14 protein-coding genes are annotated in these 19904 nt (G+C 47.5%); 7 read left to right on the top strand and 7 right to left on the bottom strand.

The window, feature by feature from the left end; all coding sequences use genetic code 11:
• The 5 genes from ACEW9O_RS17885 to ACEW9O_RS17865 all read left to right on the top strand — a co-directional run.
• Window positions 1–1943, top strand: a 1943-nt coding sequence (locus tag ACEW9O_RS17885; protein ID WP_373551553.1) for a T9SS type A sorting domain-containing protein, incomplete at its 5' end; no start/stop codon positions are given.
• A 317-nt stretch (window positions 1944–2260) separates the two neighbouring features.
• A complete protein-coding gene (locus ACEW9O_RS17880; protein WP_373551552.1) occupies window positions 2261–4687 on the top strand; it encodes a carboxypeptidase-like regulatory domain-containing protein in 2427 nt (808 codons plus the stop codon).
• 423 nt (window positions 4688–5110) lie between these two features.
• Window positions 5111–8095, top strand: coding sequence for a SusC/RagA family TonB-linked outer membrane protein (locus ACEW9O_RS17875; protein ID WP_373551551.1), 2985 nt, complete (start codon window positions 5111–5113; stop codon window positions 8093–8095).
• Window positions 8096–8132: 37 nt separating this feature from the next.
• Window positions 8133–9725 (top strand): RagB/SusD family nutrient uptake outer membrane protein, encoded by a 1593-nt coding sequence (locus tag ACEW9O_RS17870; RefSeq protein ID WP_373551550.1) that lies wholly within the window; start codon window positions 8133–8135, stop codon window positions 9723–9725.
• A 28-nt stretch (window positions 9726–9753) separates the two neighbouring features.
• A complete protein-coding gene (locus tag ACEW9O_RS17865; RefSeq protein WP_373551549.1) occupies window positions 9754–10791 on the top strand; it encodes a SusE domain-containing protein in 1038 nt (345 codons plus the stop codon).
• Window positions 10792–10917: 126 nt separating this feature from the next.
• Here ACEW9O_RS17865 and ACEW9O_RS17860 read toward each other — a convergent pair whose 3' ends face one another.
• Together ACEW9O_RS17860 and ACEW9O_RS17855 are read right to left on the bottom strand one after the other, a co-directional pair.
• Window positions 10918–11610, bottom strand: a complete 693-nt coding sequence (locus ACEW9O_RS17860) for an intradiol ring-cleavage dioxygenase (protein ID WP_373551548.1) — start codon at window positions 11608–11610, stop codon at window positions 10918–10920.
• 106 nt (window positions 11611–11716) lie between these two features.
• Window positions 11717–13159: an ATP-binding protein gene (locus ACEW9O_RS17855; protein WP_373551547.1), complete on the bottom strand. Its 1443-nt coding sequence runs from the start codon at window positions 13157–13159 to the stop codon at window positions 11717–11719.
• A gap of 199 nt (window positions 13160–13358) precedes the next feature.
• On the opposite strand from ACEW9O_RS17855, the gene ACEW9O_RS17850 reads away from it, so the two are divergent.
• A complete protein-coding gene (locus ACEW9O_RS17850) occupies window positions 13359–14474 on the top strand; it encodes an acyltransferase family protein (RefSeq protein ID WP_373551546.1) in 1116 nt (371 codons plus the stop codon).
• Window positions 14475–14601: 127 nt separating this feature from the next.
• Here the strand turns inward: ACEW9O_RS17850 and metK are convergent, their stop codons facing one another.
• Entirely contained in the window at window positions 14602–15858 is a 1257-nt protein-coding gene (metK, locus tag ACEW9O_RS17845; protein WP_373551545.1) for a methionine adenosyltransferase, read from the bottom strand.
• A gap of 169 nt (window positions 15859–16027) precedes the next feature.
• On the opposite strand from metK, the gene ACEW9O_RS17840 reads away from it, so the two are divergent.
• Complete coding sequence (locus ACEW9O_RS17840; protein WP_320030919.1) at window positions 16028–16471, top strand: nucleoside deaminase; 444 nt, start codon at window positions 16028–16030, stop codon at window positions 16469–16471.
• Window positions 16472–16513: 42 nt separating this feature from the next.
• Here ACEW9O_RS17840 and ACEW9O_RS17835 read toward each other — a convergent pair whose 3' ends face one another.
• From ACEW9O_RS17835 to ACEW9O_RS17820, 4 genes are all read right to left on the bottom strand, one after another.
• Complete coding sequence (locus tag ACEW9O_RS17835) at window positions 16514–18061, bottom strand: AAA family ATPase (RefSeq protein ID WP_373551544.1); 1548 nt, start codon at window positions 18059–18061, stop codon at window positions 16514–16516.
• Between the two features lie 62 nt (window positions 18062–18123).
• Window positions 18124–18330: a hypothetical protein gene (locus ACEW9O_RS17830; protein WP_373551543.1), complete on the bottom strand. Its 207-nt coding sequence runs from the start codon at window positions 18328–18330 to the stop codon at window positions 18124–18126.
• Window positions 18331–18423: 93 nt separating this feature from the next.
• A complete protein-coding gene (locus ACEW9O_RS17825) occupies window positions 18424–18780 on the bottom strand; it encodes a LytR/AlgR family response regulator transcription factor (protein WP_373551542.1) in 357 nt (118 codons plus the stop codon).
• A 7-nt stretch (window positions 18781–18787) separates the two neighbouring features.
• A complete protein-coding gene (locus ACEW9O_RS17820; RefSeq protein ID WP_373551541.1) occupies window positions 18788–18994 on the bottom strand; it encodes a hypothetical protein in 207 nt (68 codons plus the stop codon).
• Window positions 18995–19904: the final 910 nt, after the last annotated feature.

The raw sequence follows: 19904 nt of genomic DNA, 5'->3' as shown, positions 1-19904 counted from the left end.
CCCGTTATACTTGTCCTGGCGACGGCAAAGCGGATGTAGTAAGATTTGATTCGGTGGGCGCATCGCGTTCAAAGTACGCCTACATCATTACGGACGACAAGAACATGATTTTGGGGCTACCCGCAGGCGATATGGCGAATTTAGAAGGAGCTGGAGAAGGGCTTTGCCGGGTTTGGGGTGTTGCATACACGGGTAATTTCACCGGAAAAGTTGGCGACAATGCGGCTACTGCAGCGCTGTCTGATGAATGTTTCGACCTGTCGGACAACTTCATCGAAACGATTCGTTTCAAGCCAAACGGCGGCCGGGTACAAATGCCAAATGGCCTGACCACCCGTTATACTTGTCCTGGCGACGGCAAAGCGGATGTAGTAAGATTTGACTCTGTGGGCGCATCCCGTTCAAAGTACGCCTACATCATTACGGACGACAAGAACATGATTTTGGGGCTACCCGCAGGCGATATGGCTGATTTAGAAGGTGCTGGCGAAGGGTTTTGCCGGGTTTGGGGTGTTGCATACACGGGTAATTTCACCGGAAAAGTTGGCGACAATGCGGCTACTGCAGCGCTGTCTGACGAATGTTTTGACCTGTCGGACAACTTCATCGAAACGATTCGTTTCAAGCCAAACGGCGGTCGGGTACAAATGCCAAATGGCCAAACGGTGCGTTACACCTGCCCTGGCGACGGCAAACCAGACGTAGTAAGATTCGACTCCGTAGGCGCATCGCGTTCAAAGTACGCCTACATCATTACGGACGAAAAGAACATGATTTTGGGGCTACCCGCAAGCGATATGGTGAATTTAGAAGGTGCTGGAGAAGGGTTTTGCCGGGTTTGGGGTGTTGCATACACGGGTAATTTCACCGGAAAAGTTGGCGACAATGCGGCTACTGCAGCGCTGTCTGACGAATGTTTCGACCTGTCAGACAACTTCATCGAAACGATTCGCTTCAAACCGAATGGCGGCCGGGTACAAATGCCAAATGGCCTGACCACCCGTTATACTTGTCCTGGCGACGGTAAACCTGACGTGGTAAGATTCGACTCTGTGGGCGCATCGCGTTCAAAGTACACCTACATCATTACGGACGAAAAGAACATGATTTTGGGGCTACCCGCAGGCGATATGGCTGATTTAGAAGGTGCTGGCGAAGGGGTTTGCCGGGTTTGGGGTGTTGCATACACGGGTAATTTCACCGGAAAAGTTGGAGACAATGCGGCTACAGCAGCGCTGTCTGACGAATGTTTCGACCTGTCGGACAACTTCATCGAAACGATTCGTTTCAAGCCAAACGGCGGTCGCGTCACTACTGCAAACAACCTTACCGAGATAATCACCATAGCCGGGGATAAAGTTGCAGACACCATTCGGTTTGCTTCAACTGGGGCAAGTCGCTCAATGTTTCGCTACGTAGTGACCGATTCCAATAATGTGATTTTGGGACTTCCTCCTGGGAACATTGTAGACTTTGAAGGAGCCGGAGTAGGTGTTTGTCGGGTTTGGGGACTTGCTTTTACGGGTACTTTTGCACTTAAGGCTGGAGATGACATTGACCTCAAAGCTGCATCAGACGACTGTTTTGCTTTCTCAACCAATTTTGTCAAAGTAACCCGGAATGCACCTGCGCCATTGAATTCAGCTCCAGAATTAGCGAATTTTGGGACTGCGGCTCGTGTATCCAATGGAAAACTTTTCGCCACTCCCAATCCATTCCGCGAAGCCATTAACCTGAATGTAGATTGGAGTACGGAAACCACCGAAGCAAACATCATTGTTCGTGACTTAACCGGACGAGTCATTAACACGATTCGCACTACACTATACAATGGCCAGAACACTGTGGGAATAGATGCCAACAATTGGCCATTGGGAATCCTGACCTTGACCCTTTACGCTAAGTCGGAGGTAATTTCTACCAAGATTGTAAAAGTCAACTAAGTAGTGGGGCAAAAATGAGTGATCATTTTTCTTGAGCCAGAGGATTAGATAAGACACTTGAAATGAAACGTTTACTTATCTAATCCTCTGGCAAAATGATCACTTATTTTTTTATCGCCCCTAAAGGATATCGACAGTTTTCAATAGAACACCTGTTGGGCGTGTTGTTGAGGTTTTACCTTGGCAACACGCTTTTTGTTTTATGCTATTCATTGTCTTAGTGATAAAAAAATTACCTAAAATCAGAACATTTCTTTCAGTTGCTAGTTTAGTGTTTGTTCTGAAAACATAGTAAAGAACTGTGAAAAAATCATAAAATGAAAGTTTTACCTGCAACACGACTGTTTTACAACTGGCTAGGGCTGCTTTTGTTGACACCTTTTGGTCTTTTTGCTCAAAATGGCATCATCAAAGGGAAAATCAGCGACAAAATCAGCAACGAAGCCATCCCTTTTGCCAACGTCCTGGTAATAGGTACCGACTTTGGGACCACTACGGATGAGAATGGATTGTATGAAATTACTGGACTTGTACCAGGCTTGTACAACATCCGGGCTTCCTTTGTCGGCTACGAGGATGCCACCGCTTTTGAAATTCAGGTTACCAACAGTAAGCCTGCTACGGCAGATTTTGCGCTGGCGAGCAGTTCCCAAAAACTGGATGAAGTGGTGATCAAAGCGCCGCCGTTCAAAAAAACGGAAGAAAGCCCGGTGTCCCTACGCACCATTGGGGTAGCCGAAATCCAACGCAACCCTGGCGGCAACCGCGACATTTCCAAAGTGGTGCAAACCCTGCCAGGGGTTACCATCACCCCCGCTTTCCGCAATGACCTCATCATTCGCGGCGGAGCACCCAACGAAAACCGCTTCTTTTTAGACGACGTAGAAGTGCCCAACATCAATCACTTTGCTACCCAGGGCGCTTCGGGCGGCCCGGTGGGTTTGATCAACGTCAACTTCATCAATGAGGTCGACTTTTTTAGTGGAGCTTTCCCCGCCAATCGGGGCAATGCGGTCAGTTCGGTGTTCAATTTTCGGCAACGCGATGGCCGCGATGATCGCATCGGAGGGACTTTTATGGTCAGTGCCACCGACATTGGGTTGACTTTAGAGGGGCCAATTGGCGACAAAACCACCTTCCTGCTTTCGGCCCGCCGCTCTTACTTGCAGTTTTTGTTCAAAATTTTCGAACTGCCGTTTTTGCCCATTTACAATGATTTTCAAGCCAAAGTCAAAATTAAACTGGACAAAAAGAATGAACTGACTTTCATCGGTTTGGGGGCTTACGACCAGTTTGAACTCAACCTAGAGGCAAACGACACTGAAGAACAACAATCCATCCTCGATCGATTGCCAGAGAACCCGCAGTGGAGCTATACCAACGGCCTGGTTTACAAGCACTACCGTCCCAATGGCTACTACACCGTAGTGCTCAGCCGCAGCATGTTGGACAACAAAGCCATCAAGTATTACCAAAATGATAAGAGTAACCCAAACAACCTGATCCTGGACTACCAATCCCAGGAGATTGAAAACAAGTTGCGCCTCGAAAACACCGTGCGGGCAGGAGATTTTCGCCTGAATTATGGGGTGGGTTATGAATTTGCGCGTTACAACAACAGTACCTTCAACCGGATTTTTACCTCCGCAGGAGCTCAAACCATCGATTACAGCAGCGCCTTCAACTTCAGCAAATACAATGTGTTTGGTCAAATCAGTCGCAAGTTTATTGACAATCGCCTGAGCCTGTCGGCGGGGATTCGTGCGGATGCCAATACCTATTCCGAGGAAATGTCCAATTTGTTGGAGCAGTTGTCGCCGAGGTTTTCAGCTTCCTATAGTTTGACCAAAAACCTGGCGCTCAATTTCAACGCGGGCATTTTTTACCAACTGCCACCTTACACCATCCTGGGTTACCAGCAAGGGGGTGAGTTTATCAACAAAAACAACGGCATAAAATACATTCGCAACAATCAATTGGTGGCGGGTCTGGAATTCAATACCAACAACAATGCCCGGATTACGGTGGAAGGTTTTTACAAAGGTTACGCCAATTATCCCTTTTTGCTGCGGGATAGTTTGACCCTGGCCAACCTTGGTGGCGACTTCGGGGTGGTGGGCAACGAACCCGCGACTCCTCGTTCCAAAGGGCGCAGTTACGGCCTGGAATTTTTGTTCCAACAACGTTTGTTCAAAGGTTTTTACGGCATTGCGGCCTATACGCTGGGCTGGAGTGAATTTGAAGACAAAAACGAAGTGTTACTGCCTTCCTCCTGGGATGCCCGCCACATCGTGAACCTGACTTTGGGCAAAAAACTAAAGAAAAACTGGGAAATTGGTCTCAACTGGCGCTTCCAAACGGGTTTGCCACGTACCCCATTTTCCAATAATTCCGCCCTGGTCGCCAACTGGGACGTCAATGGTCGGGGGATTCCCGATTACGATCAGCTGAATACCGAGCGGAGTGGAGCCATCAATTTCCTCGATTTCCGGGTAGATAAAAAGTGGTTCTTCCCCAAGTGGAGCCTCAACCTCTATTTCGATATCGAAAACATGTTCAGTACCTCCGTATCCAGCCCCGAGCTTTTCCTGGATCGCCCATTGGATGCAGATGGCCGGCCCATTGGCTCTGGCGTCATCTTGAATCCTGATGCCTCAGTAGGGGAGCAACGTTACAAGACCAAAATTTTGGACAATGGAACGGGAAGGGCATTGCCGAGTATTGGTTTGATGATTGAATGGTGAGAAAGCTGTTCGTCATCCCAATTACTACAAAAGCGACATTTCTTTATCACAAAGGAAAAAAAGAGGACACAAAGGACACAAAGCGAAGCGTCGTCTACGTCTAACTTTGTGTCCTTTGTGCTTCTTTGCGCTTTCTTTGTGAAAATTATGTCGCTCTGGAATTATTTTGAAAATTCGGGATGACTTATGTTTTTAGCTCTCTTGGCCCAATTCAAGAAAGTGGCACCCCAAACCCAATTTTACAAAACACTGGTATTCAAGTAGAAGAAAAATTAAATTATCAGAATTTAAATTAGAGGTACCCATCCGAGAAAGTGGAACGATTTTCAAACTATCCTTCGGTACTTTCGCCACTGAGTCTATAAAAATTTTACAGACGCTTCTTTTTGTTTACGAAACTTCTATTTGATAAACCTATGTCTTATGACCAACTTAGACACACACTTCACTAGTCGGGTTGCAAGCAATGAACGATTTTATTTCATGCTTCGCCCTATCTTACTTGTGGTTGGGTTTGTGCTGCTACTGAGCTCAGTTTTTGCACAAATCACCGTGAGTGGAACCATTACTTCCGAAGACCAACAGCCACTCATCGGCGCCACTGTACTGGTAAAAGGTACAACTACTGGAGCCGTGACTGACCTTGATGGCAAATTTACAGTACAAGTACCCGATCAAAATGCGTTACTGGTCATTGGTTACACCGGATTTGCAGAACAAGAAATTGTGGTAGGTTCCCAAACCCAGCTCAACATTGTGCTCAAGGTTGACATTCAACGCTTGAACGAATTGGTAGTAGTGGGTTATGGCTCGCAGAAAAAACGCGACGTAACCGGCTCGGTGACCAACATTTCCGAAAAAGACTTCATCAAAGGCAACATTGCTACTCCCGAACAATTGATCAACGGCAAAATCGCCGGGGTACAAATCACTTCCAACGGCGGTGCTCCGGGAGCCGGTAGCCGCATTCGGGTGCGGGGCGGTTCTTCCTTGAACGCCAACAACGATCCGCTGATCGTGATTGACGGGGTGCCACTCGACAACTCGGGTGTATCTGGCGCAGCCAACCCCTTGAGTTTCATCAATCCTAACGACATTGAGAATTTTACCATTCTGAAAGATGCCTCGGCCGCGGCGATTTATGGTTCCAGAGCTTCCAATGGGGTTATTTTGATTACCACCAAAAAGGGCAAGGCGGGCGATAAAATGCGCATCAACTTCAGTTCTGTATTGTCTTCTTCTACCAAGTCGGGGGCAATTGACGTGTTGAGCGCTGATGAATTCCGCGCCATCGTGAATGAAAGAGGTACCGCGGCTCAAAAAGCTTTATTGGGTACTGCCAATACCAACTGGCAGGATCAGATTTACCAAACTGCTTTCAGTCACGACAACAACCTGAGTTTGACGGGCTCGCTTAAAGATTTGCCTTACCGCGCTTCTATCGGTTTTATGGACCAAAATGGCATTCTCAAAACCAGCAACATGAACCGTTTGTCGGGATCGATTGGCATCAACCCTTCTTTTTTTGACAAACACCTCAAAGTAGATGTGAACCTGAAAGGGACTTCGATCAACAACCGGTTTGCCAACCAGGGCGCAATTGGCTCCGCTGTAGTATTTGATCCCACGCAACCCATCCGCAGTGGCAGTGATGCCTTAGGGGGGTATTTCGAATTTTTGGATCCTGCTACAAAGAACCCCAATACGCTCGCCCCACGCAACCCCTTGGCATTGCTCAACCAACGCAATGACGAAAGCACCGTGGGGAGGATCATTGGCAACGTGGTGTTGGATTACAAATTCCACTTCCTGCCTGAACTGCGCGCCAATCTGAACGTGGGTCTTGATCGCTCCAACAGCCAAGGCGACATCAACGTACCGCAGGGTGTAGCCCAGTTTTTTGATCGCGGTGGTCAGGTCGCTACTTACACCCAGAACAAGAACAACAAAACGTTCGAGTTTTACCTGAATTACGTGCGTGAATTTGGTGCCAACCGCATCGACCTGATGGGTGGGTATTCTTACCAGGATTTCATTCGGGAAAGTACAGATTTGGATAAAAACCTAAGTGGTGAGGTATTCAACGATATATTTTTTAAATCGCAAAATACGCTGGTTTCTTTCTACACTCGTTTGAACTATGCGTTGAAAGAGCGCTACCTCTTGACTTTCACACTGCGTCGCGATGGTTCCAGCCGCTTCAGCCCGGACACCCGCTGGGGTACCTTCCCTTCGGCTGCTTTTGCCTGGAAAATCAACGAGGAAGGGTTTATGCAAGGCAACAACTTGTTCTCCAACCTGAAACTACGTTTGGGCTACGGGGTTACTGGTCAGCAAGATGTGGGTAGTGACTATCCTTATCTGTCTCGCTATACACCTAGTGAACCTACTGCGCAATACCAATTTGGCAACGACTTCTTTGCTACCTTGCGCCCTGAAGGTTATGACGCCAACATCAAGTGGGAGCAAACCGAAACCCTGAACGCAGGGATCGATTGGGCCATTCGTAGTGGCCGGGTGTCTGGTGCTATTGATGTGTATTCGCGCAAAACGAAGGACTTGTTGAGTGTGATTCCGGTACCTGCGGGTTCTAACCTCACCAACCAAATCCTGACCAACGTAGGAAATATCGAAAACAGCGGGGTTGAATTCACCCTGAATACCCGCTTGATCGAAAAAGAAAAACTGAGCTGGGATTTTGGTTTCAACGTAACTTTCAACCAAAACGAAGTAACCAACCTGACCAAGGTGCCTAATCCCAACTACCAAGGGGTACAAGTGGGTGGCATTTCTGGTGGGGTAGGCAATACCGTTCAAATCCACACCGTTGGTTTCCCAACTTTCGCTTACTTTCTGAACCAGCAGGTGTACAACGAGGATGGCAAACCCGTAGAAGGTTTGTACGCTGATTTGAATGGCGACGGTTTGGTCAACCTCGATGACCGCTATCGCTACAAACAAGCCGATCCTCGTTTGTATTTGGGCATCAACTCCCAGGTCAGCTACGAAGATTTCAGCTTGAGCTTTGTACTGCGTGCCAACTTTGACAACTACGTATACAACAACGTTTTGTCAAACAACGCGACCTTCCGTGGCTTGACGGGTACCAACAACTTCCTGCTGAACTTATCACCGAATGTATTACAAACGGGCTTCACCAACAACCAGTACTTCTCCGATTATTACGTAGAAAATGGGTCTTTCCTGCGCCTGGATAACCTGACTTTGGGCTACAACCTGAAAGGGCTGCTCGGCGGTACCAGCAATACCCAGATTTCGCTGATTGGGCAAAACCTGTTTACGATCACCAAGTATTCTGGCCTTGATCCTGAAGTTGCGGGCGGCATCGACAACAACATCTATCCTCGCCCACGCATTTTGTCCTTCGGATTGAATGTCAGCTTCTAATTTGTAAACGGTTTTTACCAAAACAAAAATGAATCCAATGAAAAAGCAATTTTTCAAAAACAGCATAAAATTGGGAGTCCTGGCGTTTTTTGTGGCGCTGAGTTCCTGTACCAAAGACCTGGATCGCACTCCCTTTGTGGAGGTGACTTCGGCTACGGTCTACAAAGATTTTAGCAATTACAAACAAATCCTCGCGAAGGTGTACGCTGGTTTGGCGGTGAGTGGCCAGCAAGGCCCCGCCGGACGTCCCGACATCAGTGGCATCGACGAAGGTTTCAGTACCTATCTGCGCCAGTATTGGAAAGCGCAACAATTGCCTACCGATGAGGCCGTGATTGGCTGGAATGATGGCAGTTTGCCCGATTACCATGACATGGACTGGACTTCTGGCAACGAGTTCATCACTGCGATGTACAACCGGATTTTTTACCAAATCACCTTGTGCAACGAGTTCATTCGGGAAACCACGGATGCCAAACTCAGCGAACGCGGCATCAGCGGCGAGAACCTGACGCAAGCCAAAATTTTCCGCGCCGAAGCACGTTTCTTGCGGGCACTAAGCTACTACCACGCCCTGGATATGTACGGGAGTGTACCTTTTGTAACGGAGGCCGACGCGGTGGGTTCTTTCTTGCCCCGCCAGGCGAGTCGTACTGAGTTGTTCAGCTACGTAGAGTCGGAATTGAAGGCGATTGAAACTGAATTGCTGGATGCGCGTACCAACGAATACGGTCGTGCGGACAAGGGTGCGGCATGGGCACTGCTCGCCAAATTGTACCTGAATGCAGAAACCTACATTGGTACCGCCAAATACACCGAATGTATCACTTATTGCAACAAGGTAACGGCTGCCAGCTACGCTTTGGAAAGTGATTACAATAAATTGTTCCTGACCGACAACAACAAGTCGACTGAAATGATTTTCCCCATCACTTTTGACGGTACCCGCACCAAAACCTGGGGCGGCATGACCTTCCTGGTACACGCTGGGGTAGGGGGCAACATGAACCCTGCCGACTTTGGCATCAACGGTGGCTGGAGTGGTTTGCGTACCACCAAAGCACTGGTGGAAAAATTCAGCGACATCACAGGTGCCACCGATCGCCGGGCGATGTTCCACACCAATGGTCAAAAACTGGACATCAGCGATATTTTTACCTTCAATGATGGCTACGCCATTACCAAATACCGCAACGTTAGTTCAACTGGAGTAAAAGGTACGGATACCGAAGGCAACTTCCCGGATACCGACTTCCCGCTGTTCCGCCTAGCCGATGTGTACCTGATGTACGCGGAAGCAACCCTACGCAGCGGACAAGGTGGCAACCAAGCTACAGCATTGCAATTCGTCAACGCCCTGCGCCAACGCGCCTACAAAGGCACTTCAGGCAATGTGACTTCCATCAACCTGGACTTCATCCTGGATGAACGCGCCCGGGAATTGTACTGGGAAGCACACCGCCGCACCGATTTGATTCGCTTCAAAAAATTCACAGGTAGCACCTACCTCTGGCCTTGGAAAGGCGGGGTGAAGGACGGGCGTTCAGTACCAGATCACCTGGTGGTGTTTCCCATCCCGGCTTCCGATTTGGTCGCCAATCCGAATTTGGATCAAAACGCAGGGTATTAATTTTTTTATCAAAAAAATCAATTCAACCATGAAAAACTGGTTTTCAAAAATAGTTCCCATCGTGCTCGTCCTGGCTGTTTTGAGCTGTGAAAAAGATGAGCAACGTTTGGTGGTCATCCCAGGAGCTGCGCCAGTATTGAGCGCATCGACTGCTACTCCTGCCTTGAAGCTTGAAGACGCCAGCAAAGAGGCGGTAAAATTTAGCTGGACAGCGGCAGATTTTAACTATCCAGCTGGGGTAACTTATACCCTTCAGTTGGCCAAAAAAGGCACCGAATTTAAAGAACCGATTGACTTCAATGCTGGCCCCGCGCTCAGCAAAAGTTATACCGTTGCTGACCTCAATACCGCTTTGTTGCGCCTGGGGATTGGTGCAGGTAGCCTGGGGCAATTGGATGTACGGGTAAAAGCTGCGGTCAATGCCAATGTGACTACCTTGGTTTCTGGTGCCACTTCCGTTTCTGCAACTCCCTATTTGGTGATCATTCAATATCCATCCTTGTATGTACCCGGTGGATACCAAGGCTGGTCACCGGACAAAGCGCCCAAACTCGCTTCGGTAAAAGACAACAAAATTTACGAAGGCTACGTGAACTTTGGTGATGCTTCTGAGTTTAAGTTTACCGATGCGCCAAACTGGAACAATGGCATTTTTGGAGATGAGGGCGACGGTAGCACCAAAAAAATTGCTGCTCCAGGCAACAACTTCAAAGTACCTAGCGGTGGCTATTACCTACTCAAGGCGGACCTGAACGACAAAAGCTGGGACGCAGTCAAAACAACTTGGGGTTTGATCGGTTCTGGTACACCTACGGGCTGGGACGGCGATACTGATCTGGTTTACGATGCAGGTACGGGCACCTGGTCGGTAACCCTCAACCTGAGCGCTAACGAAATCAAGTTCCGCGCCAATGACGATTGGGCCATCAATTTTGGTGACACCAAAGCCGATGGATTGCTGGACTATGGTGGTGACAACATCAAAGTGCCTGCTGCTGGTAACTACACGGTTACGCTTAACCTGAGTATCGGCGGGAACTATAGCTATACGCTGAAGAAGAATTAATGTTTAAGATTGGTAAGTAAGAATAGGGGGTTCTCGGACAGGGTTCGGGAGCCCTTTTTAGATTGAAGATTATTCAACAACCTTCAATCTAAAAAGCAAGGCAATTTGCGGTAGATGCTTGATGCTTCAAACGGTCAATGTCTTCAATAATAAATAGCCATTTTGAACATCACCGCTAAGGGCTTCGGCCATGTTCAGAGCGAGACTGTCGCGGAAGATATTGTCCCTGTCGTTGCTGGTATCTGCTTTGCCCAAGTACTTCGGCGTGGCGTACACCGTAGCGTTCACATCCTCTGGGAAGGCGATTTGGCTCACCATGAGAGAGCTTTCATTTTTGTCCAACACCTCTACATGGATATGCGGCGCACGGCCTCGGTACCAACCAGGGTAGATGCTTTCGAAGCTTACCTTACCATCTTGGTCGGTGATCTGACGGCCCCGGCAGAAGTGCTCGTGGCGGTGGTCGGCCTCCTGCATCCTCATGCCACCATACTCTGAGTAGGCACCGTGGGCATCGCAATGCCACACGTCTACGAAAACACCGGGCAGTGGTTTGCAGTCATTTTTTTGAGAAAGAACCGTAAGGGTAATTGTCATGGTCACGCCCTGCCGGTCCAGTGTAATGTTGCGTTTAACCAAAGAATTTGAGTCGTGGTTGGGAAAAGGGCCGACCGTTTCCACGGGTGAAGGTTCGCAACCCGTATCACTGGTGGTCTGGTTTGGCTCGTTGCCACATTCTGAAATGCTCAAGATGGCTGGCAGACCCGTGGCAGTACCAAGTCCAAGGGCCGCTTTTTTTAGGAATTGCTTGCGATTCATTGTGATGAGATTTTTTGTCTGGTGACTAGATTTATTGATTACGCTAGATGACAAAGATTTTTAGAATAACAAAGCCTTTTGGCCCGTGGCGATCTCATTAGCTGCCCTAAAAAGCAAACAACCTCTCCATCGAAATCTCACTATCCACGTCCTCCAGATAATATTTATTTTTAATCGCCGGGTAAGTCGTCAACAGCGTCGTGAAAATCGCCTTTTTGGTCTTGGTCGCCTGTTTGAAAATAGATTTGCGAAGGCGCAGTTTGTCCGCGTATTCCTGAGTGATGGCATAGTGGTCTTTGGTGAACTTCGCCTCGCACAAGTGGATGATTTGGTCGGCGCGGTCAATGACCATGTCTACCTGTGCACCGGGAAGCACATCATTGCCTTTAAATTTCCACGAACTTTGTTGGGTAAAAACCCCACTAATGCCCAGCGCCGCCTTGATTTGGTCGACGTGCTGAAGACAGATATTTTCAAACGCATAGGCACTCCAGGTAATGTAAGAAGGCGTTTTGCTGAGTTGCTCCCAGACCTGTTTGGCAGTGCCTTGATTGGGTTGGATGAATTTCAGGAAAAACAAGGAATACAGGTCGGTCAATTTGAAAATGCCCTCTTTTTTCAGGTTCAAAAAGGGCGGGTAGCGGCAAATAAAATCACATTCCTCCAGCTCCTCCAAGGTTCGGGTCAGGTGGCTTTCGTTCATTTTTGTGGCCTGGGCAATTTCAGTTCGGGTCAATCCCTGCGGACGTTTGGCCAAAGCTTCGATGATGGCAATGTGCAGTTTGGCATTTCTGAATAAGGAATAGTACAACTGTCCGTATTCCTCGCTCAAAAGTCCCTGGCGGGAAAAACAAATTTCGTCAATCAACTGCGGCACGCTCTTTCCTTTTTCAATTTCCTTCAAATAAAACGGGATGCCACCCATAGCCATATAAAGCTCCAAAATCTGGTATTTCGGCAGTTGTAGCCCCATGCTTTGCAGGAATAGTTCGGTTTCATGCAAGTTGAACGGCATCAATTTGATGCGCTGGGTAACCCGATTGTAAAGCCCGCCTCGGGCGTTGATGAGGTTTTTGCGAATCCACGACGAAGCTGAGCCGCAGGCAATCAAGACCACCTGATCCATGCGGGAAAGGTGCTGGTTCCAAAAAAACTCGAGGGCAGACACAAACCCGGAACGAGGTGTGTCGAGCCAAGGCATTTCATCCAAAAAAACCACGTGTTTTTTGTCTGTCGGCGGCAATTGGGCAAGGTAATGGGCCAGGTACTTGAAACACTCGTGCCATTCTACAGGCATTTTGGTCTCCAATCGGGCTTGCGTCCGGACGAGGTATTCGTCAAAAAAATTGCTGATTTGTCGCGATTTTGAACCTTCTTTTGATCCTGAAATATCAAATACAATGCTGTCTTTAAGGTGCTGCCTAATGAGGTAGGTTTTACCCACCCTTCGCCTGCCGTACAGTGCCAAAAACTCGGGCTGCGGAGAGGACATGATTTTGTCCAAACGTGCTTTTTCTTGTTCCCGTCCAATGATTAAAGATGCTTGCATGGCCCTTAATTTGAAGAAATGTAGGTAAAATTAGCACATTTCTTCAATTATCCATTTCTATTTTTGAAGAAATGTACCTAAAAAAGAACGATTTCTTCAAAAAAGATCCCAGCCAAATTGTTGCTTTATTTTGAGCCCTATCTTTATCACCACTCAAATATTCCGTTTAACTTCACCATGCTAAAAAACGCACTGGTTTATGACGACGACGACAACACCTACCTCCCAGCGTCTCTACTCCTTAGACGCCCTACGCGGCTTTGACATGTTTTGGATCATGGGAGCCGAAGCGGTGGTACACAGTTTGGCTACCGCCACCAAATCCCCCATTTTTGAGGCAGCCGTCCAGCAATTGACCCACCCAGCATGGCACGGTTTTACGCTGTACGATACGATTTTTCCGCTCTTTTTGTTCCTGGCAGGAGTAGCCACGCCCTATTCAGTGGGACGGGATCTGGAAAATGGGAAATCCAGGCGTGACCTTCTATTGCGGGTGATTCGCAGGGGGCTGGTACTGGTGTTGCTGGGCATCATTTATAATAATGGGCTGGTGCTCAAACCCCTGGCCGAAATCCGTTTCCCCAGCGTATTGGGGCGCATCGGATTGGCTTATATGTTTGCCAACATCATTTATTTGTACACCAAACAAATCGGGCAAATCATATGGTTTGTCGGCCTACTCATCGGGTATTGGTTGCTCTTGAGCTTTATGTCGGCTCCAGGCTTCCCGCCGGGCGATCTGAGTATGGAAGGCAATTTTGCCTCTTACCTCGATCGACTGATCGTCCCGGGGCATTTGTACCTGGATATCCACGACCCGGAGGGTTTGACGAGTTGTATCCCGGCCATTGGTACAGCCTTATTGGGCATTTATTGCGGGAATTTATTAAAACACGGCACCCAAAGTGGGCAACGCAAAGCCTTACAATTGGCCATCATGGGGGTGATTTCTTTGGTGTTGGCTCAGGCCTGGAATCTAATTTTCCCCATTAACAAAAACCTCTGGACGAGTTCTTTTGTATTACAGGCGGGTGGAATCAGCCTGTTGCTCCTGTCTTTGTTTTACTACATTATTGATGTGTTGGGCTATCGGCGTTGGGCTTTCTTTTTTGCCGTGATTGGGATGAACTCAATCCTGATTTACTTATCTGATAATTTCATCGATTGGTACTTTACTGCTGAGGCTTTGTTCAAGTGGCTGATGCAATTGTTCAGCGAATCGTATGCCGAGGTTGTATTGGCCCTGATGGTGCTCTTGGTCAAATGGGGCTTTTTGTACTTTATGTATTTGAAGAAGGTGTTTTTGCGGGTATAGAGAAAGGGTTGAGAAAGTTGAGGGAGGTTGAGAAGGTTTAGGCTACCGCGAACTGCTTAGACGCATCCTTGTCTAAGTCCCTTGCGGTAGCCTAAACCTTCTCAACTTCCCTCAACTTTCTCAACTATTACAGCCCAAAAGCTGCTTTTACCTTATCTACGTGATCCAGTTTCTCCCAGGTGAAGGTTTCCACTTCGTGTTCTACGAATTGGCCAGCACCATCGCGCAATTGGACTTTTTTAATTTCAGGCGTACGACCCATGTGGCCGTAGGCTGCCGTTTCAGAGTAGATTGGCGTGCGCAGTTTCAAACGCTTTTCGATGGCGTAAGGGCGCATGTCAAAAATATCAGCCACCTTAGCAGCAATCGCACTATCGCTCAGTTGTACTTTGGCGGTACCGTTGGTGTTGACGTAAATATTGGTTGGTTTGGCTACCCCGATGGCGTAAGAAACCTGTACCAATACTTCGTCACAAACTCCTGCAGCCACCAGGTTCTTGGCGATGTGGCGGGTAGCGTAAGCCGCAGAGCGGTCTACTTTGGAGGGGTCTTTGCCGGAGAAGGCACCACCACCGTGGGCACCACGACCACCGTAAGTATCTACGATGATTTTGCGGCCAGTCAAACCAGTATCCCCGTGTGGACCACCGATCACAAACTTACCCGTTGGGTTGATGTGGTAGGTGATTTGATCGGTGAATAAGCCGTGCAAACGTGTAGGCAATTGGTCTTTCACCCGTGGAATCAGGATGTGGATGATGTCCTCACGGATGCGGTTCAGCATCACAGCGTCTTCCGCAAAATCATCGTGCTGTGTAGAAACAACGATGGAATCAATACGGATTGGCTGATGATCGTCAGAGTATTCAATGGTTACCTGGCTTTTGGCATCTGGGCGCAGGTAAGGCATTAGGTCAGCGTGGGTTTTGCGGATATTGGACAACTCCAGCAAAATGCGGTGGGAGAGGTCCAAGGGCAAAGGCATGTAATTGTCGGTTTCGTTGGTCGCATAACCGAACATCATGCCCTGGTCGCCGGCACCCTGGTCTTCAGGGTTAGCACGTTCTACCCCTTGGTTGATGTCGGGTGATTGCTCGTGGATGGCCGAAAGGATACCACAAGAATTGGCCTCAAACATGTACTCCGACTTGGTGTACCCAATGCGGCGAATTACATCGCGAGCGATCTGCTGTACATCGAGGTATACTTTGGATTTGACTTCACCTGCAAGTACGACCTGACCCGTGGTTACCAGCGTTTCGCAAGCAACTTTAGAACTGGGGTCGAACGCCAGGAAATGATCAATCAATGCATCGGAAATTTGATCGGCGATCTTGTCCGGATGCCCCTCAGATACAGATTCAGATGTGAATAAATAAGGCATGGTCTAATGATTATAGTAGATTATGCTTACGGAAAAAACCCTTCCTGAGTCCCCCTTCCGCTAAAACGGTGCAAAAATAGGAATTGTCTGGATAAAAAGAAAATAAGTACATTCGTTGAATCAATCCCCTTGATACTTTCGGCATCAAGGAAAGCAAAAAAGACCGAATATGCTACATTTTCGCGGAGATGAATACTTTATGCGTGAAGCACTCAGGGAAGCCCAATTGGCTTTTGACGAAGGCGAAATCCCGGTTGGCGCAGTAATCGCTTGTGAAAACCGCATCATCGCCCGCGGACACAATACCACCGAAAAATTATTGGATGTTACAGCACATGCTGAAATTTTGTCCATCACCGCTGCTTCGAATTACCTCAACAGCAAATACCTGCCGGATTGTACCTTATACGTCACGCTGGAACCTTGTAACATGTGCGCCGGGGCGATTTTTTGGGCTCAAATGGGGCGCTTGGTGTATGGCGCTGGAGATGACAAACGGGGCTTTATGCGGATTGGGAAAGAGTTGCTGCACCCGAAAACTACGCTGGAATACGGGGTGCTGCACGAGGAGTGTAGTGCGTTGTTGAAGGCGTTTTTTCAGAAGATGAGGTAGGGAAGGATTTATCGTTTTTCACAACAATACAATTTTCTTTCATCAGGCCACCACTGCTGCCACCCACCCTTCAATGTTTTTACTTTCACTAGAAAAATTCACCCCCACACCCACCACGGGTTTGCCCACATTCCAGTAGGCCTGATAGTACCGTTTTTGTTTGATCTGCTCCAGCGCCACCTGAGCACTCTTGTCCAATTTGTACTCCAGGATATAGATGTGGGTATCGGTCTCCACGAGGCTATCAATGCGCCCATCGCTGGTACACACCTCGCTGTGAATGCGGATACCCAAGTAAGAGAAAAGCAGGTGAATGGCCGCGTGGAAAAACTTTTCGGGGTAATGCTCATGCAGGAAATAGGGCAGTTTTTTGAACACCTCCTGCAGAATCTGGATCACCCGCTCCAGGTCATTGGCGCGAAAGGCATTGCGAATTTTGATGATCAGCGCTGCCGACAATTCGGCATCCACACCCACAAAACCCTCAATGAGCACTTCGAGCATGGAGTCGCGTACTTCCTTGTTGGGGTAATCCAAGCTGACCAGGCCATCTTCGTCCTTGCTTTGGATAGTGAGGTAACCAGTCTGAAAGAGCAGGGCTACGGGTTTGATTTGATCCAGCTCAAAACTTTCAAAACCTGAGAGGCTGGTGGCAGGAAAATGCAAATCAAAAACTCCTTCGGCTTTGAGGATATTGACCAGAAAAGAGGGTGTGCCGGTGGCAAACCAAAAGTTAAGGAATTTTTGTTGTTCAAAAAACAGATTAGTCGATACCGGGTTGTAAACACGGACTGCGTCCTCCTCAAAGCGATACCCATTGTACCACACCCGCATTTGCTCCAGCAGTTCGATTCGGGACAGTTTTAATTTTTCCGCAGCCAATTCAATTTCTTCCACAAAATTGCTTTCCAATTCCTCCTGGGTATAGCCCAACATGGTAGCGTATTGGGCGTCCATGGTCAGATCGCGCAGGTTATTGAGACCGGAAAAGATGCCTACTTTGGAGAATTTGCTGACCCCGGTTAGGAAGACCAATTCGATGTTGGCGTCCATGTCTTTGAGTATGGTGTAGAACTCTCGGAGAAGGTTTCGATTCTGAATGGCTTTTTCCAGGTCTCTGCCCAAAAAATTGATGATGGGGGCATCGTACTCGTCGATCAATACAACTACTTTTCCTTGTTTAGCTAGGGCTTCGAGGAGTTCTTTGAACAAGGGACCAATACCCGCTTTCTTGAGTTGAATCTCCTTTTTTTCAGCTTGAGTATGTAATTCCTGTTCGAGAGCAGCTTCTAAGCCCAAACTTTCATACCCTATTGAGGTAAAGGATATCCTCAGCACGGGGTGCTTTTTTGCCCAGTCCCACTTATCTTCAATCCATAAACCCTTGAACAATTCCTTGCTCCCCAAAAACAGCTCCTGCAGCGTGGCAATGGTGATCGACTTCCCAAAACGCCGGGGGCGAGAGAGGAAAAAGTATTTGCCGCTCGTAACCATTTTGTGGATGTAGCGGGTTTTATCAATGTATTTATAGTCCTCCTCAATGATGGAGCGGAAATCCTGTAAGCCTATGGGGAGTCTTTGTCGTGCCATATTGAAAAACTTTGCGGGCAAAGATAGGCAAAAACAAGGACATAAACGCCAGCTCTAAAGCTTCAAACCTGGTACATCAAACAGCACACCATCGCCGCAACCGGGCATTTTATCCGCTGGTAAATGAGGGCATCCTGGGCAAACTGTTTTTTGATGCGTTCATCTTTGTTGTCTTTCGCTACTTTCCTTGCAGCCGGAGTTTCCATCAAAACCGCGTTGTCGGACTTGTGTTCTGCCTTGAGCTTGTTGTTCAAAGGTAGCTTTTTCATGTACAGCTTGGAATTGGGTTGAGCGGAACGCAAAAATCAATGGCACAAGGTGAATTGGGAAACACAAAGTTTGATCGCCTTCGCTACATGCACCTAAATAAGCTCTTGCTCCTCGCTCAGCTGGATGAGTTTTTTGACATGGTCTTTGTTGTAGGGAATCGGTTCTTCATTGATCAGGTAGGCCAGTCCTTCTACCTTGTCGAAGCGCCGAAGGTGCTGTAAATTGATCATGTAGGAACGGTGGATGCGAAAAAAACCAAACTTTAGCAAAGTTGGTTCAAAAAAACGCAAGGGTTTGCTGATGCTCCAACTCTTCCCGGACACTTCAACAAAAACGGTGTAACTCGTATGGGCTTTGGCATACAATATTTCTCCAATGGGAAATACCAAAATCTGCTCGTTCGTATTCAATACCAGGTGATCACTCAGAATGGGCGGGTTTTTAGTCATTACTAATTCATTTAGAATACAAATCAAAAAATGCATCATACAATGGCAATTTGAATTTTTGGTAAATTTGATCTTCTAATTCAAATTGAGCACGTAACGCTTCCTCATCTGGAGAGACAGGTTCGCTGATCTGTTCCGCTTGATCTTGTTCGGGCAGTTGGTAGTCACCAAGGTGATGAGCCTGCACGGGTTTACGATATTTTGCCGACTTCATAGTGTTCATTTTTTAACTTGCGCTTGCGATTGTGAAGAAAAAAAATGGGAATAGGAGACTGGTATTCAACGTTCCGTAAAAAAAGAGATGAGCAATTGTTTAATTGCTTGGAGAACGACCTACAAAGAATCAAAAAAAACAGGCAGAGCTCCCGGAAATTTCTCCCGGACAGCTCAGCCCTTGCATGATTTGGATTTTTGGTACTATTGGGTAGAACATGTTTTGAGGTTTAAATTCACTCAGCAATGCCAATGTCAGAAAAATAAAATTAGGTAGCACTGCCATTACCGACCAACGCCCTTGTGTTTGAATAAACGGCCCGAATAATTGGATGAACGGCCTTCAGATCGGGAAGTCAAAAAAACGGCTCCTTCAGCTTTTATTTTAATAACTTCAAGTGCTCAATAAAATTCTTGCGGTAGGCATACCCGATGGGCAGGTGTTCTTCGGCAATTTCTACCCTGCTCTCTTTTAAATTAATCGATTCGATAAAGGCAACATTGATCAAATAAGTTTTGTGAAGATAGCTCTTTGTTCATAAAACTACTAGATAAGGATGCTTACAGCGTTCGTACTATCAATTGCACAAATCCTTCGTTGTCGTCAATAATCAATCCTTTGATGTTTTCATTTAATTGCAAGGCTGTTACGTAGATTACTACTGATTTGTTGTGTTTAAAGAAAGTATAGTTGGCAGAAAAAATCGCCAGGAAATGGTAAAAATACCTCAAAATAAGAATGAACAATACTCAGTTGAGTACGAACACACCGTATCCCTCTGGGCAAGCCCATCTTGTAGCTAATCTAAAGGCGGTGTAAATTTCGGCACAAAAAACAAATGGAAAGAAGAGTAAAATGTCTCCGGCGGAGCGCTGGAGAGATGTATGGGGTCATAGAAGGGTGGCAAGTG

This window comes from Haliscomenobacter sp., assembly GCF_041740695.1.
Taxonomy (GTDB): Bacteria; Bacteroidota; Bacteroidia; order Chitinophagales; family Saprospiraceae; genus Haliscomenobacter.
The sequence above is the reverse complement of the archived record's forward strand: the minus strand, read 5'-3'. Positions and strand labels throughout refer to the sequence as shown.

Coding starts and splice junctions, on each gene's coding strand:
- ACEW9O_RS17880 (WP_373551552.1), top strand. CDS start 2,261: ATGAAAGTTTTACCTGCAACACGACTGTTTTACAACTGGCTAGGGCTG.
- ACEW9O_RS17875 (WP_373551551.1), top strand. CDS start 5,111: ATGACCAACTTAGACACACACTTCACTAGTCGGGTTGCAAGCAATGAA.
- ACEW9O_RS17870 (WP_373551550.1), top strand. CDS start 8,133: ATGAAAAAGCAATTTTTCAAAAACAGCATAAAATTGGGAGTCCTGGCG.
- ACEW9O_RS17865 (WP_373551549.1), top strand. CDS start 9,754: ATGAAAAACTGGTTTTCAAAAATAGTTCCCATCGTGCTCGTCCTGGCT.
- ACEW9O_RS17860 (WP_373551548.1), bottom strand. CDS start 11,610: ATGAATCGCAAGCAATTCCTAAAAAAAGCGGCCCTTGGACTTGGTACT.
- ACEW9O_RS17855 (WP_373551547.1), bottom strand. CDS start 13,159: ATGCAAGCATCTTTAATCATTGGACGGGAACAAGAAAAAGCACGTTTG.
- ACEW9O_RS17850 (WP_373551546.1), top strand. CDS start 13,359: ATGACGACGACGACAACACCTACCTCCCAGCGTCTCTACTCCTTAGAC.
- metK (WP_373551545.1), bottom strand. CDS start 15,858: ATGCCTTATTTATTCACATCTGAATCTGTATCTGAGGGGCATCCGGAC.
- ACEW9O_RS17840 (WP_320030919.1), top strand. CDS start 16,028: ATGCTACATTTTCGCGGAGATGAATACTTTATGCGTGAAGCACTCAGG.
- ACEW9O_RS17835 (WP_373551544.1), bottom strand. CDS start 18,061: ATGGCACGACAAAGACTCCCCATAGGCTTACAGGATTTCCGCTCCATC.
- ACEW9O_RS17830 (WP_373551543.1), bottom strand. CDS start 18,330: ATGAAAAAGCTACCTTTGAACAACAAGCTCAAGGCAGAACACAAGTCC.
- ACEW9O_RS17825 (WP_373551542.1), bottom strand. CDS start 18,780: ATGACTAAAAACCCGCCCATTCTGAGTGATCACCTGGTATTGAATACG.
- ACEW9O_RS17820 (WP_373551541.1), bottom strand. CDS start 18,994: ATGAAGTCGGCAAAATATCGTAAACCCGTGCAGGCTCATCACCTTGGT.